The organism is Miltoncostaea oceani (genome assembly GCF_018141545.1).
In the GTDB taxonomy this organism is placed as follows: Bacteria; Actinomycetota; Thermoleophilia; order Miltoncostaeales; family Miltoncostaeaceae; genus Miltoncostaea; species Miltoncostaea oceani.
Map to the genome: position 1 here is coordinate 1,418,032 of NZ_CP064356.1, position 24,350 is coordinate 1,442,381.

Genomic DNA, 24,350 nt, shown 5'->3' on the forward strand with positions numbered 1-24,350 from the left:
AGAGCGGCGTCGGGGCTGCTACGCGACCATGGGCATCCGGGCCCGGCCGAGGATGCGGCCGAGGGCGTGCGGGTGGCGGGTGGAGAGCAGCTCGATCTGGGCGGCGAGCGCCGCGGTGACCCCCTGCTCGTCCATGAGGTCCTCGAGCCAGCCGGCGGGCGGCGGGCGGTCGGTGCGCCGGTCGGTCAGCCAGGTCGGCTCCGACTCGGTGATGAGGGCGTCCATGCGGCGCTGGCTCGGGGTGACCCGCTGGGCGCAGTGGCCGGCGAGGGCCGCGCCCCCCGTCAGCAGGAGGATGGCGGGCGCCCCGTACAGCGGGCGGCTGCCCGCGATCGGCACGGCGCCGGCGAGCGACGAGTAGAAGCGCTCGTTCTCGGGGGCGACGGCGAGCGGAACCGGCGCGTCGGGGAACTCGACGAGCGCGACGCGCGTCATCGCCGCGAACAGGCGCATCACGATCCGCCGGGTGCTGCGCCGGTGGGCGTGGGCGACGACGAGGGAGCCGGCCTCGTGGAGCACGTCCCCGCCACCGGCGCGGAGGGCGTCGTTCTCCTCGGCGAAGGCCCGGTCGGAGGGCAGGCCGAACGGGCCGTCGGCGACGAACGCGCACGCGCCCACGGGGACCCCGTCCATGCGGGCGACGAAGAAGATCGTGCCCGGGTTCAGGTAGGACGCGTGCATCCGCCGTCCCGACGGCTGCGGCGCGAGGTAGCCGGCCTCGACGAACCCGTCGTGGATCACCGACAGGGCGGCGTCGATGTCCTCGATGCGGTCCGATGCGACCACGTCGATCTCCGCGGTCGAGGGCTCCGCCTCGAACCGCACGCGCTCGGCCGTCGTCACGCGGGACGACGGTCGACGTAGGCGGGCTTGTGCTGGAAGTCCCCCGCCTCGTGGTAGGGGTACTCGCGGTACTCGTGCACCACGATGTCGGCGGGCGCGCCGGCGGCCATGGTCACCATGTGCCGCAGGGCGGCCTCGATGCCGGGGCCGGGACGCACGTGCTCGCGCAGCTGGACGTGCAGAACCGGGCGGTTCCCCGAGGCCGCGATGCGGAAGCGGCCCGTCAGCGCCCCCGCATGCGCGGCCGTCGAGAACAGGCCCTCCTTCACCAGCTCGGGGCGGAGGCTCCACCCGTCGCCGGTGACGGCCGCGCCGCGGCGGCCCCAGAGGGCGACGACCGGCCGGTCGAGCCGCAGGGCGCTGCCCTGGCGGCCGAGCTCGGCGTTCAGCGTCGCGGCGGTGATGATCTGCGCCTCGTCGTCGAGGTCGTACCGCACCAGCGGCAGCAGGCGCCGCGTCAGCGCCGTCAGCACCAGCGAGGACGTGCCGTCGTCGTGGGCGCGCTCCTCCACGAAGAAGCGGTTCGGGTCCCACGCGAGCAGCGTCGGCGAGTAGCCGGGGTCGCGGCCGAACAGGCTGCGCCGCGCCATCGGGCTGTCGAGCACCCGGCGGGCCGCGCGCTGCGCCGGCGTCTCGTGCAGGACGTGCAGGCCGACCTCGGCGGCGCCCATCGACACCATCACGCCGACGCGCGAGGACGGGTCGTCCGTGAAGCCGAAGAGCTCGGAGACGTACCGGCGCCAGCTCTCCGACACCCATTCGCCGCCCACGAAGCAGGCGACGACGTTCTCGGCGAAGCCGGGGCCGCGCTCGCGCAGCGCCCGCTCGGCGAGCTCCTTGAGGAAGACCGGCTCCGCCGCGATGACGACGCGGTCGAAGCTCGACCCGGCGCGGACGAGGGTCTCGACCGCCATCTCCAGGTGCACGGAGGGGTTGGCGACGGTGGCGAGGCGGGTGGGGATCGAGATCCCCATGGGCAGGCAGTTGATGACGAGGGTGGTGGTCTCCTCGCCGCCGCCGAGCGACCGCAGCACCAGGTCGAACGTGCGCTCCTGGGCGCGCCGCTCCGAGCGGGAGGTGACGCCGACGGAGAAGAGCCCGCTCGCGCCGCTCGAGGTGAGCAGCTCGGCCGCGTCGGAGACGCGGCCCCCGTCGAGCCAGAAGTCGATGTGGTCGCCGAAGACGCTCTGCTTGTCGGTGTACGGGACCTGCGACAGACGGGTCACGGCACGGTGGTCCACCCCGAGCCGCTCCAGGTGGGCGCGGTACCCGCGGGAGGTCAGCGCCGCGCGGCGGAACGTGCGCAGGGCCGCGCGCTCCCCGGCGGTCAGGGGCGCCTCCGGGCGACTCATGTCCCTCACCTCCGACGTCGATGTCTGCATCGGTCGTCCTCTCCACGCGTGGGACCTGCTGTGACGCGGCGGACGCTATCGGCGGGTGTGCGCGCGAATCATGGTCAGAATTGACCATCACTCCCGATGGATGCGACGTCCCGAATCCACCAGAGACGCCGAACGGCGACCGGTGACCGCCTCAGTAGGAGGTGCCGAGCCCCGATTCGGAGAGCAGGCCGAGCTCGCGGGCGGCGTGGACGGCCGCGGTGCGGGTGGAGACGCCGAGCTTGGCGTTGATCTGGACGAGGTGCCGGGCGACGGTGCGCTCGCTGATGAAGAGCCGGTCGCCGATGTCGCGGTTGCGCAGGCCGAGGGCGAGCTGCTCCAGCACCTCGTGCTCGCGCGCCGACAGCCCGGCGCCGGGCGAGGCCGGCCGCCGGGAGCGGGTCGGGATGCGGTGGCCGGTCGCCCGCAGCCGGGCCTCGGCGCGCCGGCGCCAGCCGTCGGCGCCCATCGCCCGGAACTCGCGCCGCGCGCGCATCAGGTCCTGGCCGGCCTGGTCGGTGCGCCCGTCGGCGAGGCCCGCGCAGAAGAGGGCGCGGGTCGCCCACCACCGCAGGCCGAGGCCCTCGAAGGCCGTCGCGGCGTCGCGCAGACGGGCCCCCGCCGCGGGGGACCCCGTCGCCCGTGCGATGGAGCCCTCCGCGTAGGCCTGCGCCGCGGCCGCGAGGGGCGCCCCCGCCGCGGCCATCTCGGCGAGCGCCGTGGCGCAGCGGTCGGCGTCGGCGCCCCGGAGCACCTCGGCGCCCGCGGCGAGCAGCATCACCGACGTCAGGCGGTCGTCGGTGCCGTCCCACGTCGCGATCGCCGTCGTCGCGACCGCGGCGGCCTCGGCCTCCTCGCCGGCGGCCGCCGCGGACAGGGCGTGGCCCGCGGCGAGCGGCGCGATCTGCTCGAACAGCGGCGCCTCGCCGCCGGTGTCGGGGGCGAGCTCGCGGTAGTGCGCGAGCGCCTCGTCGATGCGCCCCTCCGCGAACAGCAGCCAGGCGATGCCGGGGTCGGCGGGGGAGTGGGAGTCGCGGCCGAGGGCGCTCCAGCCCGCGGCGGCCCGCTCCAGCTCGGCGCGCGCCTCGGCGAGCTCGCCGGCGGTGGACAGGGCCTCGCCGAGGTTGCCGCCGAGCACCAGCTCGTGGTCGATGAGCCCCAGCTCGTGGGCCCGCACCGCGCCGGCGCGGGCGCAGGCGGCGGCGTCGTCGGGGCGCCCGACCGCGAGCAGCACGTGGCTCTCGTAGATCATCGCGAGCGTCTCGTTGCGCAGCGCGGCGCCCTCGGCGCGCTCGCCCTCGCGGCGGGCGCGGGCCAGGTGCAGCAGCCCCCCGGGGCCGCCGCGCCCGCTCTCGGCCATGCCCATGAAGATCAGCGCCCGGGTGGAGACCTCGTCGGCCCCGGCGGCGCTGGCCTCGGCGCGCGCCTCGCCCGCCAGGCCCATCGCCTCGCCGAACCGCGACGTCATCACCGCCATCCCCGCCGCCTGCGTCAGGGCCTCGCCGCGCTCGGCGGATGCGGGCTCCCCCGGCGCCCTCCCGCGCGCCAGGTGGTCCTGCAGGGTGCGCAGCGCCGCGTCGTGCTGGCCGAGCGCCCACCGCGCCGTGGACGCGGCCGAGGCGCTCGACAGGGCGGCGTCCCGCTCGCCCAGGTCGCGGCGCCCCCGCGCGGCCTCCTCCAGGCTCTCGATCGCCTCGTGCCACGACGACAGGTCGAGCAGCGCCATGCCCCGCTCGTGGAGCGCGGCGAGGCGCATCGACGCGCCGGCCTCGGCGGGCCACCAGTCGAGTGCCCGGCCGGCGTCGCGCAGCGCCGCCTCCGGGTCGCCGGCGCCACGGGCCCGGCGGGCGGAGCGGATGCCGTAGGCCACCACGGCCTCCGGGTCGGCCGCCCCGAGCGCGTGGTGCAGGAGCGCGTCGGGCGGGTCGCCGATCGCCCGGCCCGCGACGAGGGCGGCGGCGTGGCGCCGGCGGCGCTCGGCGCCGCCCAGGGCGTCCGCCACGACGGCGCGGGCGATGCGCTCGCGGTGGACCCAGCGGATCCGCGGGGGGCCGGGGACCTCCTCCAGCAGGCCGGCGGCCACGAGTGCGTCGAGCCCGCGCTCGATGCGACCGGGGTCCTGGCGGCAGACGCGGGCGAGGGCCTGGGGCGTCGCGGGCTCGTCGGCGACCGCCACCCACCCGGCGAGGTCGCGGGTCCACGGATCGAGCCGTGCCAGGATCCGGCGCACGTCGGCGCCGAGGGCGGGCGGCAGCGGCAGCGGCACGTCACCGCCCGGCCAGCGCCGCGCGGCGTGCGCCAGGGGGACGATGCGCCCGGGCAGCCCGTCCCCGAGGTCGGCCACCGCGGCGGCGCCCACCGCGTCGAGGCCGGGGGCCACGACGCGCGCCAGCTCGGCGGCGTCCTCCGCGCCCAGGGGGCCCAGCACCACCGTCGGCGCCCCGGGCGCCGCGGCGCGCGCGGTCATCAGCACCAGGGCGCGCGAGCCGCCCAGCCGGCGCACGAGGGTGGGGACGAGGCCGGGCTCGCCGGCCCGGTCGCCGAGCAGTGCCACGATCGGCCGCAGGCGCGCCGCCCCCGTGGGGTCCGCCGTGTGACCGGCGGCGGTCAGGGCCGCCTCGAGGGCCGCGAGACCGGGGCCGCCGTCCTCGGCGACCACGACGGCGGCCCCGTCGAGGGCCAGCCGCGAGGCGGACTCGTCGGCCAGCCGGGACGCCCCGGCGCCGGGGGGGCCGGCGACCACGACGACCCCCGGGCGGCCCGCCGCGAGCTCCAGGATCTGGCCGAGCGCCTCGGCGCGGCCGACCAGCCGCGGCGGTGACGCCACGTATGCGGACGGTCCGGCCACGGGTGTGATGGTAGGACGGCGGGCGCCTCCGGGCGAGACGCGGAGGCCACGGGCTGGCAGGATCCGGCGATGCTCGACGGATTCACCCCCCGCCGCATCGAGGTGGGGGACACGACCGTGGCCCTCGCGACGGCGGGCGAGGGCCCCCCGCTGCTGCTCCTGCACGGCTACCCCCAGACCCGCGCGTGCTGGCACCGCATCGCCCCCGACCTCGCGCGCCGGCACCGCGTCGTCGCCGCCGACCTGCGGGGGTACGGGGAGAGCTCGAAGCCGCCGGGCGGACCCGGCCACGCGGCCTACTCCAAGCGGGCCATGGCCGCCGACCTGGTCGCCGCGATGGCGCAGCTCGGCCACGCGCGGTTCGCCGTGGCGGGGCACGACCGCGGCGGGCGCGTCGCCCACCGCATGGCCCTCGACCACCCGGACGTCGTCGAGCGGGCGGCCGTGCTCGACATCGTCCCCACCCGGACGCTGTTCGAGGGCGTCGACCAGGCGTTCGCCACCGCCTACTACCACTGGTTCTTCCTGATCCAGCCCGACGGCCTGCCCGAGACGATGATCGGCCGCGACCCCGAGTGGTTCCTCCGGGAGACCGTGCGGCGGTGGTCGGGCCGGGCGGAGCCCGTCGCGGAGGAGGCGATCGCCGAGTACGTCCGCTGGTTCCGGGACCCGGCGGCGATCCACGGCTCGTGCGAGGACTACCGCGCGGCGGCGACGATCGACCTGGAGCACGACCGGGCCGACGCGGGGACGCGGGTGGCCTGCCCGCTGCTCGTGCTGTGGGGGGAGGACGGCGCCATGCACCGCCTGTACGACGTCCGCGCAGCGTGGGAGGCGGTCGCCGCCGACGTCCGCGGCCATCCCGTGCCCGGCGGTCACTTCCTGCCCGAGGAGGCGCCGGAGGCCACGCGCGACGCCCTGCTCGCCTTCCTCTCCGAGGGGGACCCGGCCGCGGGCTGATGTTTCCGCATGACCGGGACCGGGGCACGTAGAGGGGCGGCCGTGGCAGTTTCCGCATGTCCCCAGATCCGACCCCGCGACCCGGAAGAGGATCCCGCGTGCACCACGCACTGAACCTCCGAGGGTTGAGCGGCGCGCCCGCATCGCGGAGGGTGTCCCCGTGATCACGATGCGGCCACCGCGCGCGCTCCGCCCGCCGGGCCTCGCGGCCGAGGGCGACGGCCAGCTCGCTCGCCGCGTCTCCCGCGGCGACGACCGTGCCTTCGAGATCCTGTTCGGCCGGTACCGGGACCCCCTGTCGCGCTACTGCCGCGCCGTGCTGCGCCACGAGCAGGACGCCGAGGACGCCTTCCAGCAGACGATGATCCGCGCCTACCGGGCGCTCGGGCGGGGTGACGGGGCCGTCAACCTGCGGCCCTGGCTGTTCCGGATCGCGCACAACGAGTGCGTGCGGGTCGTCGGCGGCCGCCGGCCGCACGACGCGCTCAGCGGCGGCGAGACCTCGGCGCCGTCGGAGGGGCCGGCCGAGCGGGCCGAGACCCGCGAGGAGCTCGCCCAGCTGCGCACCGACCTGCTGGCCCTGCCGACCCCGCAGCGCTCCGCGCTGGTGCTCCGCGAGCTCAGCGGGTTGTCCCACCGCCAGATCGCCGAGACCCTCGGCGCCACCCCCGAGACCGCGAAGCAGCTGATCCACGAGGCCCGAGTGTCGCTCGGCGAGTACAGCGCCGGCCGGTCCCTCGCGTGCGGGGACGTCCGCCGCCGCATCTCCGACGGGGACGGCCGCGTGCTCCGCGCCCGCGCCGTCTCGTCGCACCTGCGCGGCTGCGAGGGGTGCCGTGACTTCCGCGCGGGCATCGCCCGTCGCCCACGTCAGCTCGCGGCGCTGTTCCCCGCGCTGCCGGGCCTGCTGGCCGAGCGTGGCGCGGCGGCCCTGATCACGGGTGGCGCCGGGGCGGCCGGCGCCGGTGGCCTGGGTGGCGCGTCGCTCGTCGGCGGCATCGGCGCCGCGGGTGCCGCGCTCGTGGCCTCCGCCGCGCTGCTCGTCTCCTCGGGCGCCCTCGCGCCCGCCGCCGAGGGCACCCGCGCCGTGCCCGAGCGCCCGGCCGCCGCCGCCGTCGCGGCGCCGGCGCCGACCGCGGCGACGGCCGCCGCCACCGGCGTCCGCGCCCCGCGCGTGCGGACCGGCGCGACCGCCGCCCCCGCGGCCACGGTCGCCCCGGCGGCCGCCCCGGCCGGCGGCGGCGCCGGCACGACGCCCGCGGCCCCCGCGTCCCCCGCCCCGGCGGGCGCGGCGCCCACGGGCGGCGGCGGCGCGCCCGGCGGTGGCACCGCGCCGGCGTCCCCGGCCGCCGGCGGCACGGCCGCCGCCCCCGCCGTCTCGGCGGGCGCGACCCTCCCGGGCGTCCAGGCGGGCGCCACCGCCGGCGCCCAGGGCGTCCAGGCCGGCGCGACCGTCGCGGTCCCGCCGGTGGTGCCCGGCACGTCGGCGACCGCCACGGTGGGCGCGACGACCGGCACCGGCGGCACGACCGCGCGCGTCGGGGTCGACGTGCGGACGCCCGTCGCGCCCCCCGTCACGGCCGACGTCGGCGTCTCCGTCACGCCGGACGACGGCGTCGCCGTCGCCGTCACGCCCCCGGTCCTGCCGCTGCCGGTCCCGTCCGTCACGGTCCAGGTGCCGCCGGTCGCCCTCCCGCCCGTCGTCGGCGGCGGGGGACTGCTCCCCTAGCTCAGGGCGGGGGAGGGGCCGGTCCGCCACCCCCGGTGGTCGTCTGCGGCGGCGCGGCGGGCGGGGGGTCCGGCGCGGCGGTCGTCGTCCCGCCGTCCGGCGCGGTGGGCTCGCCGGGGGTCGTGCCCGTGCCGCCACCCGGCCGGGTCGGCCGCGTCGGACGGCGGGGCGCGGCGGGGCCGACGTCGACGTAGGCGTCCTGGGCGTCGTAGGTCCAGCGGTACGTCTCGTCGCGGCGCAGCTCGTCGCCCTTCCAGACCTTCCGGGTGTACGTCACCGTGAAGCCGCTGCCGCCCGCCTCCTGCTGCACGACCCGTTCCCCCGGCGCGAGCGACGGGTCGACCGTCTCGCGCGTCACGGGGGCGACGACGTTCGTCTGGGGGCCGGTCTCGGTCTCGACGCGGCGGTCGAGGAGCGACGAGAAGAACCGGATGGTGACGGCGTTGTCGCTCGCCACGGCGGAGATCAGGATGCCCGCGTCCCAGTCGTTGACGAAGATCATCTCCGGGCCGCCGTACGACAACGTCGCCTCGCGTCCCTGCGGGTAGCGGGAGATCCAGAACTGGTGCGGCGTGTGCGTGACGATCTCGAGCCCGGCGAAGAACGCGGCGTTGTACATCGTCGTCGAGACCTGGGAGACGCCGCCGCCGACCGCGTCCTCCAGGCGCCCCGCGGCGATCTGGGGGGCCTCCACGAAGCCCCGCTCCAGGGTCCGCTGCCCGAGCGCCTCGTTCAGGGAGAACCGGCCGCCCGGCGGGATGATCGTGCCGTCGAGCAGCTCGGCGGCCCGCTGGATGTTGGTGACCCGCGGCTCGCAGCAGTTGTAGGGCGTCGAGAACTCCGAGACCAGCTCCGTGATCCGGAGGGCCCTGACCTCGGCGGTCGTGCGCGTCGGGCGGCTGACCTCGAAGCGCGCGCGCACCGACGGCGCGTCGGGGTCGGCGACGATCGCCGCGGCGATGGCGTCCATGTCGAGGCGGCGGCCGACGCGGGAGGTGATCAGGCGGAGGTTCGTGCCCGACACCCGGAAGCCGGCGTCGCGGGCGGGCTGCTCGCGCGTCTCGAACGCGGACGCGATGTCCTCGTAGAGGACGTCCGGGTCGAGCGTGACGTCGAGGTCGGGGGGGTCCGCCTCGAACCGCAGCGCGGCCCGCAGGACCTCCGGCTCGATCGCCACGCCGTTGCCGTCGAGGGTCACGTCGACGGGGGCGTCGATCACCGCGAGGGCGCGCTCGCGCGCGGCGGCCGCCGCCTCGTCGGTCACCGGGGGCGGGAGCGGCCCGGGCGTCAGCGCGATCGTGGCGGGCAGGGCGAGGATCCTGCTCCGCAGCTCGTCGGGCGCGACGCCGTATCCCGGGGCGCCGGGGACGAGCGTGATGTCCTCCTCGCCGACCTCGAGCCCGGCGGCGCGCGGCGCGTCGTTCACCTCGCGGGTGACGCGGGTGACGAGGCGGCTCACCTCGCGCGGGTCCAGCGTGAACCGGAGCGGCACCTCCCGCTCCGAGGCCGCGCCGACGAGCGAGAGCAGGCGGCCGCCGATCGTGCGGGGCTCCAGCGCCGCCGCGACGGCCTGCCGGATGCGCGGCCGCGCGTCGAGGCTGGCGCGGGTCACCCGCACGCGGTACCCCGGGTCGTCGGTGCGGACGATCTCGAGCGGCTGGGCCAGCAGCTCCTTCGCCCGCGCCCGGGCGACCCTCTCGACGCCGGCGGCGTCGAGCCCGCTGACGTCCCGGCCCGCGATCGTGACGCTCGCCGGGGCCGCGTCGTCGTTGCCGAGGGCGAGGGCCCCGCCGATCGCGAGCACGACCACGCCGACGGCGACGCCGACGAGCACGAGTCGTCTACGGGTGCGATCAGGCATGGAACCGCGATCCTAGTGGGGTCCGCAATCGGGACACCCCACCCCGGTCGGCCGGGCGTTCGTCCCCGGGGGCGCGGCGGATCACCGGCGGGACGTGAGACGCCTCACGATGTGACCCACCCCACGATGTGACCCCTCTCACAGGCCCGATGGGTGACGCGTCGGGGATCCTCCTTTGGTGGACGATCGCAGAACGGTACTCGCCGCGCGGCTCGACGGCACACGCCGCCGGACCCTCGACCTGTTCGCGCCCCTCCCCGCGGAGCGCCTCGGGGCCGCCCCCTCCGCGATCCTGAGCCCGCCCCTCTGGGACCTCGGCCACATCGCCGCGTACGAGGAGCTGTGGCTCGCCCGCACCGTCGCCGGGCGGCCCTCCCTGCACCCCGGCCTGCAGGACGTCTACGACGCGTTCGAGACGCCGCGCCGGCGCCGGGCCGACGTGGCGATCCTCGGCGAGCGCGAGGCGTACGCGTACCTCCGGGCCGTCCGCGAGACGTCGCTGGAGGTGCTGGCGGAGGCGCCGCTCGACGGCGACGACCGCCTCACCGCGGACGGGGTCGTCTTCGACATGGTCGCCCAGCACGAGGCGCAGCACACCGAGACGGTGCTCCAGGCGTTCCAGCTCATGCCCGCCGGCGCGTACACGCCGCCCACCCGCCGCCCCGCCCCCGGCCCCGCGGACCCCGGCGGCCCGGAGTGGGTCGCGGTCCCCGGCGGGACGTTCGCGATGGGCGCGCCGCCGGAGGGGTTCGCGTACGACTGCGAGCGGCCGCGCCACCCGCGGGAGGTCGCGCCGTTCCTGATGGGACGCGACCCCGTCACGAACGGCGGGCACCTCGCCTTCATCGCCGACGGCGGGTACGACCGGCCGGAGCTCTGGACGGCGGAGGGCTGGGAGTGGCGGGTCGCCGAGGACGTCCGGGCGCCCCTCTACTGGGAGCCCGACGGCGCCGGCGGGTGGGTGACGCGGTCGTTCGAGCGCGTCGGTCCCGTCGACCCGGACCTGCCCCTCTGCCACGTCAGCGCCCACGAGGCCGACGCCCACGCCCGCTGGGCGGGCGCGCGCCTGCCGACCGAGGCCGAGTGGGAGCGCGCCGCCGCCGGGACGGAGCCGACCGCGTCCGCGGCCAACCTCGGGCAGCTCTCGTTCGGCGCGGAGCCCGTCGGGGCGCGCCCCCCCGCACCGGGCGGCTGTCGCGGGCTGCTCGGCGACGTGTGGGAGTGGACCTCCGACACGCTGGAGGGCTACCCCGGGTTCCGCGCCTTCCCGTACCGCGAGTACGCGGAGGTCTTCTTCGGGGAGGGCCACCGGGTGCTGCGCGGCGGTTCGTGGGCCACGCAGGAGATCGCCGCCCGGGCGACCTTCCGCAACTGGGACCTGCCGCGCCGCCGCCAGATCTTCGCGGGCCTCCGCCTCGCCCGGGACGTCGCGTGAGCACCGGCCTCGCCCCCCGGCCGTACCGCCTCGACGTGCACCCGCCGGACACGACCGGCGAGGGGCTGGCCGACGACGTCCGCCGCGGCCTCGCGGCCCCGCCGTACGTGCTGCCGCCCAAGCACTTCTACGACGAGCACGGCTCCGACCTGTTCGAGCGCATCACCCGCCTCCCCGAGTACTACCAGTCGCGCACGGAGCTGGCGATCCTGCGGGCGATCGCCCCCGGGCTCGTCGCGCGGCGGGGGGTGGGGGAGATCGTCGAGCTCGGCTCGGGGGCGTCCCGCAAGACGGCGGCGCTGCTCGACGCGATGCGCGAGGACGGCCGCCCCGGCCGGTACATCCCGTTCGACGTCTGCCCCGAGGCCATCCTCGCGGCGGCGGGCCGGCTGACGGGCGCGTACCCCGGCCTCGACGTCCACGGCGTCGCCGGCGACTTCGACCACCACCTCGGAGGCGTGCCCGACCCGGCGGCCCCCGGCTCCCGCCTGGTGGCCTTCCTCGGCGGCACCATCGGCAACCTCGAGCCCGCCGACCGCACCCCCTTCCTGCGGCGGGTCGCGCGGCTGCTCGGCGACGACGACCTGCTGCTCGTCGGCACCGACCTCGCGGGCGACCCGGAGCGCATCCGGGCGGCGTACGACGACGCCGAGGGGGTGACCGCCGAGTTCAACCTCAACGTGCTCCGCGTGATCAACCGGGAGCTCGGGGCCGGGTTCGACCTCGACGCCTTCGACCACGTCGCCGTCTACGACCCCGGCCCCCCGTGGATCGAGATGCGACTGCGGTCGCGACGGGACCAGATCGTCCGGATCCCCGCGATCGGCCTCGAGGTCCCCTTCGCGCGGGGCCAGGAGATCCGCACCGAGATCTCGTGCAAGTTCACGCGCGCCTCGGTCGCCGAGATGTACGAGGCCGCCGGCCTGCGCCTCGTCGAGTGGCACGAGGACCCCGCGGGCTGGTTCGCCGTGTCGGTGGCCGCCCGGGCCTGACCCCGGCGGGCCTACGAGATCGTGCGCGATGGCGCGGTCCGCGGGCTGTGCCGATGACCGGTGGCATGAGGCCCCTCTCGCCCGCCGTCGCCGAGCTCCGCTGGTCGGGATCGACGATCGCGGCCTGCGGACTCGCGCTGGCCGCCCTCGGGGGAGGGGCGGTGGACGTGCGGGCGGGGGGCCTCGGGCTGGCCGGGGCGGTGCTGCTGCTCTGGGTGGCGACGGGCGCGCGGGTCGTGCGGCGCGCGATCCGGCTGGCGATGCCGGTGCGGCCCCGGTGGGGCCTCGAGGACACCTCGGCGACGGCGGTCCGGGTGCTGCTGACCCAGACGGCACCGCTCGCCGCCGTCGCCGTCGCCGCCACGGCCGCGGGCGGCGGCCGGTTCGCGGGTGCGGGGAGCGCCGCCGCGGGGGCGCTCGTCGGCGCCGGCCTGTGCGCCCTGCTCGCCGCGGAGCGGATGCGGAGCGCCGAGCGGGCCCTCGGCCGGCGGCTCCTGCGCCAGCCGCGCTGGGGGCGTCTCATGGACCGGCGGGCGCTGTTCCTGGAGCCCGAGTCGCTGCGCGACCGCCCCGCGGCGCCGGCGACCACCCCGTGGCCCGCACACCGGCCGCCCCCGCGGGCCCCGCGCGCGGCGATCGAGCTGGAGCCGGCGAACCCCCCGGCCCGTCACGCCGTCGGCGTCGGGGTGCGCACCCTGCGGCGCGCACCGACCCCTCAGCGCCCCCCGGGACCGTCCCCGCCGGCCTCCTGAGCCGGTGGCCGGATGATCAGGGTGCGGTTGCGCACCTCGATCTCCCCGGACTCCGCGAGGCGGCCGAGCGCGATCGTCACCGACTCGCGCACCGCCCCCACCATGTTCGCCAGCTCCTGGTGGGTGAGGCGCAGGTCGAGGCGGATGCCGTCGGGCGTCACGCGGCCCCAGCGCTCGGCGAGCTGGCGCAGCTTCAGCAGCAGGCGGCGCTCCACCCGCGGCTCCAGGGCGATCGCCACGGCCAGCTCCCGCTCGGCGATCTGCGCGCTGAGCAGGCGGACCATGTTCGCCGCGAGGGCGGGGTCCGTCATCCACGCCTCCATGCGGAGGCGGTCCACCAGGTGGACGGTGGAGTCCTCGATCGCGAAGCAGCGCACCTGCGGCGCCGAGGCGGCCCACGGCTCCAGCGGACGCACGAGCAGGTCCCCCTGCTCCAGCATCCCGATCGTCCGCTCCCGCTCCTCCGGGGCGATCACCGCGAGCGCGAGGCGCCCGTCGCCGACGACGCAGCACAGGGCCCCCGTGGCGGCCACGTCGAGCTCGCCCCCCGCCGCGATCCGGACGGCCCGCAGCCCGTCGACCGCGGCCGCCAGCACCTCGTCGTCGAGGCCGGCGAACAGGTCGATGGTGCGGAGGTCGGACACGCGGCTCAGGAGACGGACGTGGCGATCAGGGCGATGGAGGCGATGGTGTTCACCGTGGCGTGGGCGCTCACCGCCGCCCAGTATCCCCGCCGCCGGTAGATCCACGCCAGCCCGACACCCGTCACCACCAGGGCGATCGCCCGCGGCCACAGCAGGTAGGCGTCGACGTGGGCGGAGGTGAAGACGACGCCGCTGATGACCGCCGCCGTCCAGAACGGCACCCGCCGCACCAGGCCGCGCAGCAGCAGGACCCGGAACAGGAGCTCCTCGCCGAGCGGCGCCAGCACGACGAGCGCGAGCACCAGCAGCACGAGCTGCCACGGCGCCGTGCCGATCTCCTCGACCTCCTCGATGCGGCGCTCCACCACGGGGTCGATCGCGGAGCCGATCCCCACGATCACGAGGGCGACGACCAGCAGGACGAGGCCCGTCCCGACGCCGGCGAGGATCGCGCGGCGGGGGTTCTCGGGCCGGGCGATGCCGAGCCGGCGCTCGTGCGCGGGAAGGGTGCGCCACAGCAGCCAGCCGAAGGCGAGGAGCAGGAGGCTCGTGCCGAACGCGAGGATCGCGTTGAGCGCGTCGTCGCCGATCGGGGCGACGCTCAGGATGCCCGCCGCGGCGATGAGGGCGGCGAACGCCGCCAGGATCGCGCCCGGCGGCGTGAGGACCCTCCACCAGAAGCCGGGGGGCCGGGGCGCGCCGACCGGCGCCTGATCCAGTGTGCCCACCGAGGGGGAGTCTAGGGACGCCCCCCGCCCGCCCGCCGCCGGGCGGTCAGGCGATCCCGACCGCCGCGCGGACGGAGCCGACGAGGGCCGACGCCCGCTCCCGCGCGCGGGCGCCGCCCGCGGCGAGGATCGCGTCGAGCTGGGCGCGGTCCTCCATCAGCTCGTCGTAGCGCGCCCGCGGGCCGGAGAGGTGCTCCTCCAGACGGTCCGCCACGAGGTCCTTCAGCGTGCCCCAGCCCATGCCGCCCGCCCGCATCCGCGCGCGCAGCTCCTCCTGCTCGGCCGCGTCGGCGAACGGGGCGTAGAGCGCGAACAGGGTCGAGGAGTCCGGGTCCTTCGGGTCCTCCACCGGGGTGCTGTCGGTGGTGATCCGGCGCACCAGCTTGCGGGTCGACCTCGCGTCGCCGAAGAGCGGGATCGCGTTGTCGTACGACTTGCTCATCTTGCGGCCGTCGAGGCCGGGGAGGGTGTTGCGGTCGCCGTCGGACGACGTGACGTGCTCCGGCACCGGCAGCGCGAAGCGGTCGCCGTAGGCCTGGTTGAACCGCTCGGCGATGTCGCGGGCGTACTCGACGTGCTGGATCTGGTCGCGCCCCACGGGGACCACGTCGGCGCCCATCACGATGATGTCCGCGGCCATCAGGACGGGGTAGTTGTAGAGCCCCATCGAGACGCCGTCGTCCTCGTCGAGCCCGGCCTCGCGGTTGCGGTCGCGCGCCGCCTTGTAGGCGTGGGCGCGGTTCATCATCCCCTTCGCCGTCATGCACGACAGCACCCACTGCAGCTCGAACGTCTCGGGGACGTCGGACTGGCGGTAGAGCGTGACCCGCTCGGGATCGAGGCCGCACGCGACCCACGTCGCGGCGACCGAGCGGGTGTAGAGGTCGAGCTCCCCCGGGTCCCGGATCGTCGTCAGCGCGTGGTAGTCGGCGATGAAGTAGAAGGCGTCGTAGTCGCGCGCCAGCTCGATGGCGGGGCGGATCGCCCCGACGTAGTTGCCGAGGTGCGGGATGCCGGTGGGCTTGATGCCGGTCAGGGAGATCCGGCGGGCGGGTGCCGTCATGGGGCCATCGTACGGAGCGCGCGGCGCGTGTGACGGCGGGCCGCGCGGCTATGCTGGCCGCAATCCGGATGCCCCCCGCCGACGCCCTCCAGCAGCCGATCGAGCTCGACCTCTTCGAGGGTCCCTTCGACCTGCTGCTCACGCTCGTCCTCCGCGACGAGGTCGAGCTCCTCGAGGTGCCGCTCCTCGAGGTGGTCACCGCGGCCCTGGGCGAGAACGCCCGCGAGCGCTGGGACACCGACACCGCCGGCGAGCTGATCGTGCTCCTCGCGGCGATGGCGGAGCTGAAGGCGCGGCGCCTGCTCGGCGAGCCCGGGGAGGAGGAGCCCGACCCCGACACGCTCGAGGCGCGCGAGGCCCTCGCCGCCCGTCTGGTCGCCTACGCACCCTTCCAGCGCGCCGCCGGCTGGCTCACGGCCCGCGGCCGCGACTGCGTCGGGCCGCGCTACCGCCGCCAGCCCGTCCCGGGCGCCCCGCCGCCGCCCCCGGCCGCCGAGGACGTCGCCCGGCTGCGCGAGGCCATGCTGCCGCTGCTGAAGGCCCCGCCGGCGCCGTCCCTCGCGCACCTGACGAGCCGCCGCGTGAGCATGCCCGCGGCCCTGCAGCGCCTCCAGTCGGCCCTGAGCCGCGCCCGCCAGGTCAGCTTCGAGGCCCTCACCGCCGGCTTCTCCCCGCTGGAGGAGGCGATCGCGCTGATGGCCGCCCTCGAGCTGGCCCGCCGTGGCGAGGTCACCCTCGCCCAGGCCGAGCCGTTCGGCGACATCGCGATCGCGGGGTCCGGCCGATGAGCGAGCTGGCCCGCCAGGTCGAGGCGCTGCTGTTCCTGTCGCCGGAGCCGCTGCCGGTGGTCGCGCTCTGCGAGATCACGGAGGAGTCGCCGGGCGAGGTGCAGCGCGCCCTCGCCGACGTGGCCGGGCGCCACGGCGCCGACGGCGGGCTGGAGGTCAGCGAGATCGCGGGCGGCTTCACCCTGCGCACGCGCGCCGACCTGGCCGGCGTCTGCGACCGGCTGCGGGAGCGCCCGCCGGAGGACCGCCTGTCGCCCGCGGCGATGGAGACCCTCGCCGTCGTCGCGTACCTCGAGCCGGTCAGCCGGCCGCAGATCAGCCGCCTGCGCGGCGTCGCGGTCGACTCGACGGTCACGTCGCTGCTGGAGCGGGGGCTCATCGAGGAGGCCGGCCGGCCCTCCGAGGGCGGGGCGATGCGGTACCGCACGACGCGGCTCTTCCAGGAGCGGTTCGGCCTGCGCCGCGCCGGAGACCTGCCGCCGCTCGACGGCTTCGAGCTGAGCGGCCCCGAGGCGGAGCGGGTGCGCGAGCGCCTCATCAGCGCCGGCCACCTGCCCGAGGGCGCCGGGGCGGCCCCGGGCGACGAGGCCGACGACGACGACACCGGCGCCGACGACGCCCCGGACGCGGACGTCGACGCCGGGGCGGGTGCGCGGACCGATGGCGGATGAGCGCATGAGGGTCCACCGGGCACTCGCCCTGGCGGGCGTGGCCAGCCGCCGCGCCTCCGAGGCCCTCGTCGCCGAGGGGCGGGTCACGGTGAACGGCCTGCCGGCGACCGTCGGCCAGCTCGTCGAGGTCTCCGACGCCCTCGCCGTGGACGGCCGCGCCGTGCGCGGCGCCGAGCCGCGACGCGCCTACTTGCTCAACAAGGCGCCGGGCGTGGTCTCCACCGCGAGCGACCCGCAGGGGCGGCCCACGGTGCTCGACGAGCTGCCCGACGACGTGCGCCTCTACCCGGTCGGCCGGCTCGACATCGACACCACCGGGGCGCTCATCGTCACCAACGACGGGGAGCTCGCCGCGCGGCTGATGCACCCGAGCTCGAAGGCGCCGAAGACCTACGAGGTGCTGCTGCGCGGGCAGGTGTCGGCGGCGACGTTCCGCCGCCTCCGCGACGGCGTGGAGCTGGAGGACGGCATCACCGCCCCCGCACGGGTCGAGACGATGGAGCGGATGTCGCCCGGCGGCACGTGGCTGCGGCTGGAGCTGACCGAGGGGCGCAACCGCCAGGTGCGGCGGATGGGCGACGCCGTCGGCCACCGCGTGATGCGGCTCCACCGGGCGCGGTACGCGGGGATCGGCGTGCAGAAGCTCGCCCCCGGGCGATGGCGCCCGCTCACCCGGGCGGAGTGGCGCAAGCTCGGCGCGACGGTGGGGCTGGAGCGCTGAGCGGCAGGGTCGTCAGAGCCGTCCGGGGGGCGACCTCCGCGGAGCACGACACCCCCGAGGAGATCCTCGGGAGCACGGCGGAGCTCCTCACCGAGGTCCTCGACCGCAACGGCCTCGAGACCGACGACCTGATCTCGATCATCTTCACGATGACGCCCGACCTGACGAGCGAGTTCCCGGCCCTGGCCGCCCGCCAGGCGGGTCTCACCACGGTCCCCCTGATCTGCACCAGCGAGATCCCCGTGCCGGGCTCGCTCGGCAAGTGCATCCGCCTGCTGCTGCACTGCACCGTCCCCGAGGACCGGCACATCACCCACGTCTACCTGCGGGAGGCGAAGGTCCTGCGGCCCGACCTCGCGCGGGAACCCCAGTAGGGGCCCGGGCTCAGCCTCAGGCTCCGAAGAGGCGCAGCTCGGGTTCGCGCATCCCGCGCAGCTCGGCGATGTCGACCACCGCCGTCGCGAGGCCCCGCGACGTGGCGAGGGTGCGGGCCTGGACCTTCATCGTCTCCGCGACGAGGGTCCCCCGGCACGACGCGAGGGCCGGGTCCTCGCGGATGTACTCGAGGTAGCGGCAGAGCTGCTCCACCGCGAGGATCGTCCCGACCCGCTTCACCTCGACCGCGACGTAGCCCTCGCCGTCGGCGCAGAGCAGGTCGACCGGCCCGACCGGCGTGGGGTACTCGCGGCGCACGAGGCGCATGCCGGGGCCGAGCACGTCGGGCGCGGCGGCGAGGGCCTCCTGCAGGTCGCGCTCGACGCCGTCCTTCTCCAGGCCGAGGGCCTCGCCCATGTCGTGGTCGGAGTCCGACAGGACCTCCTCCATGCGGATCTCCAGCCGCTCCGCACGGGCGCCGGTCCCCTTCTCCACCGTGATCAGCCCGTCCGACTCGGTGACGCGGGTGCGCGGGGTCATCCAGTTCAGCGGCTTGAAGCCGCCGGCGTCGGAGTGGACGAGGACGGAGCCGTCCTGCTTCAGGATCAGCAGGCGCACCGCCGTCGGCAGCACCGACGAGACCCGGCCCTGGTAGCGCACCTCGCAGCGGGCGACGATGAGACGCATCGGGGCCGGAGCCTACGCAGCCGCCGCGCCCCGCGTGCGGCCGCGCCCGCTCAGACCAGGTCGATGTCCAGCCCGAGGTCGAGGGACGGCGCGGAGTGGGTGAGGGCGCCGACGCTCACGGCGTCGACCCCCGTCGCCGCGGCCGCCCGGGCGCCCTCGAGCGTCATGCCGCCACTCGCCTCCAGCTTCGCCCGCCCCGCCGTCACCGCGACGGCGTCGCGCAGCTCGTCGGGCCCCATGTTGTCCAGCAGGATCCAGTCGGCCCCGGCGTCGAGCGCGAGGCGGACGCCGGTGAGGTCGTCGGCCTCCACCTCGACGAGCACGTCCGGCAGCGCGGTCCGCGCCCGGGCGACGGCGTCGGCCAGCCCCTCGCCGGCGAGGGCGAGGTGGTTGTCCTTCACGAGGACGCGGTCGAAGAGCCCCATCCGGTGGTTCACCCCGCCGCCGGCGACGACCGCCGCCTTCTCCAGCGCCCGCAGGCCGGGGGTCGTCTTGCGGGTGTCGAGGACGGCGACCCCGGGGCCGACCGCCTCCACGTACGCGCGGGTCAGGGTCGCCACCCCCGACAGGTGGCAGAGCAGGTTGAGCAGCGTCCGCTCCGCGGTCAGCACCGCCCGCGCGGGCCCGAACACCTCGGCCACCACGCTGCCGGGCGCGAGCACGTCGCCGTCCTCGTACCACCACGTCGCGGCGACGCCGGTCTGGCGGACGACCTCCTCGCCCGCCGCCCGCCCCGCCAGCACCCCGTCGCGCCGGGACACGACCCGCGCGACCGCCTGCGCGTCCTCGGGCACGAGCAGGGCCGACGTGATGTCGCCACGCTCGCCGAGGTCCTCCGCCAGGGCGAGCGCGACCACGTCCTCCGGGGTCATCCGAGCGCCAGCATCCGGTCGAGCGCGAGGCGCCCCTGGCGGCGCATCTCCTCGTCCACCTCCACCACGTTCACGACGTCACCGGCCGCGAGCGACTCGAGGCACCAGGTGAGCTTCGGCAGGTCGATCCGGTTCATCGTGACGCACGGGCAGATGTCCTCCTTCAGGCAGGAGATCCGCTTGTCGGGGTGCCGCAGGCGCAGGCGGTTGACGAGGTTCCAGTCCGTCCCGATCACCGCGGACGACCCGGCCGGCAGCTCCTCGCAGCGCCGGATGATGTACTCGGTGCTGCCGTCCTCGTCGGCGGCCTCGACCACCGGACGCGGGCACTCGGGGTGCACGATGACGCGCACGCCGGGGTCGGCCGCGCGGTGCTCCTCGATCTGGCGCACGTTGAACGCCGTGTGCACGTTGCAGAAGCCCTTCCACAGCACGATCTCCGCCTCGCTCAGCGCGTCGCCGGTCAGGCCGCCGAGCTCCGCGATCCGCGGGTTCCAGACGAGCGGGTCCGACGGGTCCATCCCGAGGCGGCAGGCGGTGTTGCGGCCGAGGTGCTCGTCGGGGAAGAAGAAGATCGCGTCGCCCTCGGAGAGGGCCCACTCGAACGCCTTCTGGGCGTTGCCCGACGTGCAGACCGCGCCGCCGTGCGCGCCGACGAACGCCTTCAGGTCGGCACCCGAGTTCATGTAGGTCAGCGGGATGACCTTCCTGCCCGGCAGCGCGGCCGCCATCTGGTCCCAGGCGTCCCGCACGGTGTAGATGTCGGCCGTCTCGGCCAGGTGGCACCCGGCGCCGAGGTCGGGCAGCACGACCCGCTGGTGCGGCTGCTTCAGCACGTCGGCGGCCTCGGCCATGAAATAGACGCCGAGGAAGACGATCAGCTCGGCCTCCGTCGCGGCGGCGCCGCGCCGCGCGAGCAGGTACGAGTCGCCGGTGACGTCGGCGAACGCGATGACCTCGTCGCGCTGGTAGTGGTGGCCGAGGATGACGGCCCGGGGGCCGAGGGCCCGGCGGGCGGCCCAGGCACGCTCCCAGAGCTCCTCGCCGCCGGCGGCCGTCTCGGTCGCCGGCAGCGCGCAGGCGGGTCCGGTCGCGGTGGTGGTCATGCGGCCTCCAGGGCGAGGGCCCGGTCGCGCCGGGCGGTGGCGGGCGGGAGGGCGACCGGCAGGCCGCCGACCCAGGCGATCCGGCGCGCCTGGCGCGGATCGGGGGCGGGATGGTCGGAGCGGAAGTGCGCGCCGCGGCTCTCGGTGCGCAGCGCCGCGGCGGCCGCCGCGAGGCGGCCGACGAGCAGCAGGTTGTCGGTGGCGGGGTCGGTGCCCTCGGGCAGCGCGGCGAGCGCGTCCGCGGCGACCCGCAGACCGGCGTCGTCGCGCTCCACCCCGACGCCGCGCCACATCGCGTCCTGCAGGGCGGCGCGCACCGCGGGGTCCGCGCCGCGCGGCCGGGGCGGCGCCACGGCGACGGTGGGCGAGAGGGGACCGGCGGGCCATGCGGCGGCGGGCTCGCCGAGCACGCGCGCGGCGGCGGTCGCGAGGACCGCGGCCTCGAGCAGGCCGTTCGAGGCGAGGCGGTTGGCGCCGTGGGCGCCGGTCGCCGCGCACTCGCCGACGGCGAACAGGCCGGGGAGGGTGGTGCGGCCCGCCATGTCGGTCAGCGCGCCGCCGATGCCGTAGTGGGCGGCCGGCGTGACGGGGACGAGGTCGCGGGCGAGGTCGAGCCCGTGCTCGGCGCAGAGGGCCGCGACGGTGGGGAAGCGGGCGTGCACCTCGTCGGGGTCCAGGTGACGCAGGTCGATCGTGACGTCGGCGCCCCCCTCCGCGGCGTGCCGGGCGATCGCCCGGGCCACCACGTCGCGGGGGCCGAGCTCGGCCATCGGGTGCTCGTCGGGCATGAACCGCCGCCCGGCGGCGTCGCGCAGGATGCCGCCCTCGCCGCGGACGGCCTCGCTCACCAGGGCGAGCGGACCGGTGCCGACGGCGAGCGCCGTGGGGTGGAACTGCACCAGCTCCAGGTCGGCCAGCGCCGCGCCCGCGCGGGCCGCGAGCGCCGGGCCGTCGGCGGTCGCGCCCAGCGGGTTGGTGGTGCGGGAGTAGAGCTGGCCCATGCCGCCCGCCGCGAGGGCGACGGCGCGGGCCGCGCGTACGCGCTCCCGCCCGCCGGTCGTGACCGTCCGCAGGCCCGCGACGGCGCCGTCGGCGACGAGCACCTCCAGGGCGCGCTCGTCCTCGTGGACCTCGATGCGCGGGTCGCGGCGCAGCGCCGCGCTGAGGGCGGCGACGATGTGGGCCCCGGTGGCGTCCCCGCCGGCGTGGACCACCCGCGCCGCGGAGTGGGCGCCCTCGCGGGCGAGGCGCAGCCGGCCCTCGCCGCGGTCGAACCGCACGCCGCGGGCGAGCAGCGCCATGACCTGCGCCGGGCCCTCGCGGCAGATGAGCCGGACGGCGTCCTCGTCGCAGAGGCCGGCCCCGGCGGCGAGCGTGTCGCGCACGTGGTCGGCGATCGAGTCGCGCGGGTCGATCGCGGCCGCGATCCCGCCCTGGGCCCGGCGGGTGCTGCCGTCGCCGAGGCTCCCCTCCGACACCACGACCACCGGGCCGTGCTCCGCCGCCTCGAGTGCCAGGAGGCTTCCGGCGATGCCGCTGCCCACCACGATCACGGGGTCCCTCTCGGGCGCTCGGCTCATTTGTTGTTCTCCTGACATGAATGTGACGACGAATTGGCGTCGATACGACAATAGCGACGCCGGGGCCGTCGGGGAAGGCGGCCGGCGGAGCGCGGTCGCGCGCCCGCCTACACTGTCGGGGTGAGCATCCGCATCTCCCCGCGCCTCGCCGCGATCCCGCAGTACGTCCCCGGCCTGACCACCGCCGAGGTGCTGGCGCGGTTCGGCATGGACCACGCCGTGAAGCTGGCGTCGAACGAGAGCCCGTTCCCGCCGCTGCCCGGGGTGGCGGAGGTCGTCGCCGCCGGGACGGCCGGGCTCAACCGGTACCCCGACGCCCCCGCCCGCGCCCTGCGCCGCGCGCTGGCCGAGCGCCACGGGGTGGGTCCCGACGAGGTCGTGATCGGCAACGGCTCGTGCGAGCTGATCCTGCTGGCCGGGCAGGCGCTGCTCGACCCGGGCACGACGGTGATCCACGCCGAGCCGTCGTTCTCGCTCTACCCGCACCTCGCCGCCGCCGCCGGCGCCGAGGCCGTCGCGGTGCCGCTGGCCGACGACCTCGGCCACGACCTCGACACGATGGCGGCCCTCGTGGACGAGCGGACGCGCCTCGTCATCGTCTGCAACCCGAACAACCCGACCGGGGTGTACCGGTCGGCCGACGAGATCGAGCGCTTCCTCGACGGCCTGCCGGAGGACCTCGCCGTCATCGTCGACGAGGCCTACTACGACTTCGTGGACCGCGCCGACGCGGGACGGACGATGTCGATGGCGCGCGAGCGGCCCAACCTGCTCGTGCTGCGCACCTTCAGCAAGGCGCACGGCCTCTGCGGCCTGCGCGTGGGGTACGGCGTCGGCCGCGCCTCGTGGATCGACGCGCTCGACCGGGTGCGCCAGCCGTTCAACACGAACGCCCTGGCCCAGGCCGCGGCGCTCGAGAGCCTGAGGCACCCGCACGAGCTCGAGAGGAGGGTGCGGGCGGTCGTCGCGGAGCGCGCCCGCGTCGAGCGCGCACTCGCCGCGACGACCTGGGGCTTTACCGGCAGCCAGGCCAACTTTATCCTGGTGCGGCCGGACACCGAGCCGGCGGCCGGGTCACCCGGTGTCCACGAGCAGCTCCTGCGTCTGGGCGTCATCGTCCGCGACGGCGCGGCGCTGGGGTGCTCGGGGAGTCTCCGGGTCTCCATCGGGACCCCGGACGAGAACGACGCATTCCTGTCGGCGCGGGAGCAGGTCGCCCGCACAGGCCCCCGTGAGACCCAACCAGGACGGACCCCCAGATGATGATCGTGATGCAGGAGGGCGCGACCGAGGAGCAGGTCCGCCACGTCGTCGAGCGCATCGAGCAGGCCGGCGCGAAGGCCCACCCCTCGCGCGGTGAGTTCGTGACCGTCATCGGCGCGATCGGCGACGACCGGGAGATCGTGGCGTCGCTGCAGCTCGAGGGCGAGCCGGGCGTCGAGAAGGTCGTCCCGATCCTGAAGCCCTACAAGCTGGTCTCCAGCGACTTCCGCGGCCGCGACGCCGTGGTCGAGGTCGCCGGCCGGCCGATCGGCGGCGGCGCCTTCGGGCTCATCGCCGGCCCCTGCGCCGTCGAGTCGCGCGAGCAGACCCTCGCGTCGGCCCGGGCGTGCAAGGCCGCCGGCGCGACCCTGCTGCGCGGCGGCGCCTACAAGCCGCGGACCTCGCCGTACGCCTTCCAGGGGCTCGGCAAGGAGGGCCTCGAGATCCTCGCCGAGGCGCGCGAGGAGACCGGCCTGCCGATCTGCACCGAGCTGATGGACGTCCGCCAGCTGGAGGACGTGCTCGAGGTCGCCGACATGATCCAGCTCGGCGCCCGCAACATGCAGAACTTCGACCTGCTGCGCGAGGTGGGCCGCACCTCGACCCCCGTGCTGCTGAAGCGCGGCATGGCGAGCACCGTCGAGGAGTGGCTGCTATCGGCCGAGTACATCGCCCGCGAGGGCAACTCGTCGATCGTGCTCTGCGAGCGCGGCATCCGCACCTTCGAGACCGCGACGCGCTCGACGCTCGACATCTCGTCGGTCCCCGTGGCGAAGAGCCTGTCGAGCCTGCCGGTGATGGTCGACCCGTCGCACGCGGCGGGCAAGCGCGACCTGATCCTCCCGATGGCGCGCGCCGCCGTCGTCGCCGGCGCGGACGGCCTGATCGTGGAGGTCCACCCGGCCCCCGAGAACGCCCTCTGCGACGGCCCGCAGGCGCTCCACGCCGACACGTTCGGCGCGTGGGTCGCGGACGTGCAGCGGTGCATCGACCTGATGGGCAAGGTGCTCTCGGGCGACGCGCCGGTGGCCGTCGGCGCGTAGCGACGTCCCC

At 76.6% G+C, this 24,350-nt stretch carries 22 protein-coding genes; 11 read left to right on the forward strand and 11 right to left on the reverse strand.

Annotated features, from left to right (window positions below):
- Nucleotides 1-18: 18 nt before the first annotated feature.
- The 3 genes from IU369_RS07250 to IU369_RS07260 form a co-directional block, all read right to left on the reverse strand.
- Nucleotides 19-843: an N-acyl amino acid synthase FeeM domain-containing protein gene (locus IU369_RS07250; protein WP_217923904.1), complete on the reverse strand. Its 825-nt coding sequence runs from the start codon at nucleotides 841-843 to the stop codon at nucleotides 19-21.
- A complete protein-coding gene (locus tag IU369_RS07255) occupies nucleotides 840-2,195 on the reverse strand; it encodes a phenylacetate--CoA ligase family protein (protein WP_217923905.1) in 1,356 nt (451 codons plus the stop codon). Before IU369_RS07255 ends, IU369_RS07250 begins: the two co-directional genes overlap by 4 nt.
- Nucleotides 2,196-2,376: 181 nt before the next feature.
- Nucleotides 2,377-5,070 (reverse strand): LuxR C-terminal-related transcriptional regulator, encoded by a 2,694-nt coding sequence (locus IU369_RS07260; RefSeq protein ID WP_217923906.1) that lies wholly within the window; start codon nucleotides 5,068-5,070, stop codon nucleotides 2,377-2,379.
- A gap of 69 nt (nucleotides 5,071-5,139) precedes the next feature.
- Here IU369_RS07260 and IU369_RS07265 point away from each other — a divergent pair, with 69 nt between their 5' ends.
- Both IU369_RS07265 and IU369_RS07270 read left to right on the forward strand, forming a co-directional pair.
- Nucleotides 5,140-6,030 carry an alpha/beta fold hydrolase gene (locus IU369_RS07265; protein WP_217923907.1) on the forward strand — a complete coding sequence of 297 codons (891 nt, stop codon included), beginning with the start codon at nucleotides 5,140-5,142 and terminating at the stop codon, nucleotides 6,028-6,030.
- Nucleotides 6,031-6,199: 169 nt separating this feature from the next.
- The gene (locus IU369_RS07270) at nucleotides 6,200-7,759 is read left to right on the forward strand and encodes an RNA polymerase sigma factor (RefSeq protein WP_246551460.1); all 1,560 of its coding nucleotides are present in this window, start codon (nucleotides 6,200-6,202) and stop codon (nucleotides 7,757-7,759) included.
- Between the two features lies 1 nt (nucleotide 7,760).
- Here IU369_RS07270 and IU369_RS07275 read toward each other — a convergent pair whose 3' ends face one another.
- Nucleotides 7,761-9,620 (reverse strand): VanW family protein, encoded by a 1,860-nt coding sequence (locus IU369_RS07275; RefSeq protein ID WP_217923909.1) that lies wholly within the window; start codon nucleotides 9,618-9,620, stop codon nucleotides 7,761-7,763.
- 178 nt (nucleotides 9,621-9,798) lie between these two features.
- Between IU369_RS07275 and egtB the strand changes: the two genes are divergently transcribed.
- The 3 genes from egtB (at nucleotide 9,799) to IU369_RS07290 (ending at nucleotide 12,799) form a co-directional block, all read left to right on the forward strand.
- Complete coding sequence (gene egtB, locus IU369_RS07280) at nucleotides 9,799-11,055, forward strand: ergothioneine biosynthesis protein EgtB (protein ID WP_217923910.1); 1,257 nt, start codon at nucleotides 9,799-9,801, stop codon at nucleotides 11,053-11,055.
- Entirely contained in the window at nucleotides 11,052-12,047 is a 996-nt protein-coding gene (gene egtD, locus IU369_RS07285) for an L-histidine N(alpha)-methyltransferase (RefSeq protein ID WP_217923911.1), read from the forward strand. Before egtB ends, egtD begins: the two co-directional genes overlap by 4 nt.
- Before the next feature lie 65 nt (nucleotides 12,048-12,112).
- Entirely contained in the window at nucleotides 12,113-12,799 is a 687-nt protein-coding gene (locus IU369_RS07290) for a hypothetical protein (protein WP_217923912.1), read from the forward strand.
- Here the strand turns inward: IU369_RS07290 and IU369_RS07295 are convergent.
- The 3 genes from IU369_RS07295 to IU369_RS07305 are packed head-to-tail and all read right to left on the reverse strand — an operon-like array spanning nucleotide 12,763 to nucleotide 15,234.
- Complete coding sequence (locus IU369_RS07295; protein ID WP_217923913.1) at nucleotides 12,763-13,443, reverse strand: Crp/Fnr family transcriptional regulator; 681 nt, start codon at nucleotides 13,441-13,443, stop codon at nucleotides 12,763-12,765. The two genes, IU369_RS07290 and IU369_RS07295, sit on opposite strands and share 37 nt — an antisense overlap.
- 5 nt (nucleotides 13,444-13,448) lie before the next feature.
- Complete coding sequence (locus IU369_RS07300) at nucleotides 13,449-14,171, reverse strand: CPBP family intramembrane glutamic endopeptidase (protein ID WP_217923914.1); 723 nt, start codon at nucleotides 14,169-14,171, stop codon at nucleotides 13,449-13,451.
- 46 nt (nucleotides 14,172-14,217) lie between these two features.
- Nucleotides 14,218-15,234, reverse strand: a complete 1,017-nt coding sequence (locus IU369_RS07305) for a tryptophan--tRNA ligase (RefSeq protein WP_217923915.1) — start codon at nucleotides 15,232-15,234, stop codon at nucleotides 14,218-14,220.
- A gap of 68 nt (nucleotides 15,235-15,302) precedes the next feature.
- Between IU369_RS07305 and IU369_RS07310 the strand changes: the two genes are divergently transcribed.
- From IU369_RS07310 to aroH, 4 genes are read left to right on the forward strand one after another with little or no spacing between them, the layout of a single operon-like run.
- Entirely contained in the window at nucleotides 15,303-16,022 is a 720-nt protein-coding gene (locus IU369_RS07310) for a segregation and condensation protein A (protein ID WP_217923916.1), read from the forward strand.
- Complete coding sequence (gene scpB, locus IU369_RS07315) at nucleotides 16,019-16,693, forward strand: SMC-Scp complex subunit ScpB (RefSeq protein ID WP_217923917.1); 675 nt, start codon at nucleotides 16,019-16,021, stop codon at nucleotides 16,691-16,693. Before IU369_RS07310 ends, scpB begins: the two co-directional genes overlap by 4 nt.
- 4 nt (nucleotides 16,694-16,697) lie before the next feature.
- Entirely contained in the window at nucleotides 16,698-17,414 is a 717-nt protein-coding gene (locus IU369_RS07320; RefSeq protein ID WP_217923918.1) for a pseudouridine synthase, read from the forward strand.
- The gene (aroH, locus tag IU369_RS07325) at nucleotides 17,375-17,788 is read left to right on the forward strand and encodes a chorismate mutase (protein WP_217923919.1); all 414 of its coding nucleotides are present in this window, start codon (nucleotides 17,375-17,377) and stop codon (nucleotides 17,786-17,788) included. Before IU369_RS07320 ends, aroH begins: the two co-directional genes overlap by 40 nt.
- Before the next feature lie 16 nt (nucleotides 17,789-17,804).
- Here aroH and nucS read toward each other — a convergent pair whose 3' ends face one another.
- The 4 genes from nucS to nadB are packed head-to-tail and all read right to left on the reverse strand — an operon-like array spanning nucleotide 17,805 to nucleotide 22,034.
- Nucleotides 17,805-18,476, reverse strand: coding sequence for an endonuclease NucS (gene nucS / locus IU369_RS07330; protein WP_217923920.1), 672 nt, complete (start codon nucleotides 18,474-18,476; stop codon nucleotides 17,805-17,807).
- A gap of 50 nt (nucleotides 18,477-18,526) precedes the next feature.
- A complete protein-coding gene (gene nadC / locus IU369_RS07335; RefSeq protein WP_217923921.1) occupies nucleotides 18,527-19,348 on the reverse strand; it encodes a carboxylating nicotinate-nucleotide diphosphorylase in 822 nt (273 codons plus the stop codon).
- Nucleotides 19,345-20,454, reverse strand: a complete 1,110-nt coding sequence (gene nadA, locus IU369_RS07340; protein ID WP_217923922.1) for a quinolinate synthase NadA — start codon at nucleotides 20,452-20,454, stop codon at nucleotides 19,345-19,347. The genes nadC and nadA overlap by 4 nt, the downstream gene beginning before the upstream one ends.
- On the reverse strand, nucleotides 20,451-22,034 hold the full coding sequence (gene nadB, locus IU369_RS07345) for an L-aspartate oxidase (protein WP_217923923.1): 1,584 nt from the start codon (nucleotides 22,032-22,034) through the stop codon (nucleotides 20,451-20,453). The genes nadA and nadB overlap by 4 nt, the downstream gene beginning before the upstream one ends.
- Before the next feature lie 120 nt (nucleotides 22,035-22,154).
- On the opposite strand from nadB, the gene hisC reads away from it, so the two are divergent.
- The gene (hisC, locus tag IU369_RS07350) at nucleotides 22,155-23,297 is read left to right on the forward strand and encodes a histidinol-phosphate transaminase (protein WP_217923924.1); all 1,143 of its coding nucleotides are present in this window, start codon (nucleotides 22,155-22,157) and stop codon (nucleotides 23,295-23,297) included.
- Nucleotides 23,298-23,305: 8 nt separating this feature from the next.
- Nucleotides 23,306-24,340, forward strand: coding sequence for a 3-deoxy-7-phosphoheptulonate synthase (aroF, locus tag IU369_RS07355; RefSeq protein WP_217923925.1), 1,035 nt, complete (start codon nucleotides 23,306-23,308; stop codon nucleotides 24,338-24,340).
- The last annotated feature ends 10 nt before the right edge of the window (nucleotides 24,341-24,350 follow it).

Bases quoted from the DNA above. Each gene is read 5' to 3' on its own strand.
- IU369_RS07270 (WP_246551460.1), top strand. From the start codon at position 6,200: ATGCGGCCACCGCGCGCGCTCCGCCCGCCGGGCCTCGCGGCCGAGGGC.
- nucS (WP_217923920.1), bottom strand. From the start codon at position 18,476: ATGCGTCTCATCGTCGCCCGCTGCGAGGTGCGCTACCAGGGCCGGGTC.
- IU369_RS07310 (WP_217923916.1), top strand. From the start codon at position 15,303: ATGCCCCCCGCCGACGCCCTCCAGCAGCCGATCGAGCTCGACCTCTTC.
- scpB (WP_217923917.1), top strand. From the start codon at position 16,019: ATGAGCGAGCTGGCCCGCCAGGTCGAGGCGCTGCTGTTCCTGTCGCCG.
- IU369_RS07255 (WP_217923905.1), bottom strand. From the start codon at position 2,195: ATGAGTCGCCCGGAGGCGCCCCTGACCGCCGGGGAGCGCGCGGCCCTG.
- aroF (WP_217923925.1), top strand. From the start codon at position 23,306: ATGCAGGAGGGCGCGACCGAGGAGCAGGTCCGCCACGTCGTCGAGCGC.
- nadC (WP_217923921.1), bottom strand. From the start codon at position 19,348: ATGACCCCGGAGGACGTGGTCGCGCTCGCCCTGGCGGAGGACCTCGGC.
- IU369_RS07320 (WP_217923918.1), top strand. From the start codon at position 16,698: ATGAGGGTCCACCGGGCACTCGCCCTGGCGGGCGTGGCCAGCCGCCGC.
- IU369_RS07275 (WP_217923909.1), bottom strand. From the start codon at position 9,620: ATGCCTGATCGCACCCGTAGACGACTCGTGCTCGTCGGCGTCGCCGTC.
- IU369_RS07290 (WP_217923912.1), top strand. From the start codon at position 12,113: ATGAGGCCCCTCTCGCCCGCCGTCGCCGAGCTCCGCTGGTCGGGATCG.
- IU369_RS07305 (WP_217923915.1), bottom strand. From the start codon at position 15,234: ATGACGGCACCCGCCCGCCGGATCTCCCTGACCGGCATCAAGCCCACC.
- nadA (WP_217923922.1), bottom strand. From the start codon at position 20,454: ATGACCACCACCGCGACCGGACCCGCCTGCGCGCTGCCGGCGACCGAG.
- IU369_RS07265 (WP_217923907.1), top strand. From the start codon at position 5,140: ATGCTCGACGGATTCACCCCCCGCCGCATCGAGGTGGGGGACACGACC.
- nadB (WP_217923923.1), bottom strand. From the start codon at position 22,034: ATGAGCCGAGCGCCCGAGAGGGACCCCGTGATCGTGGTGGGCAGCGGC.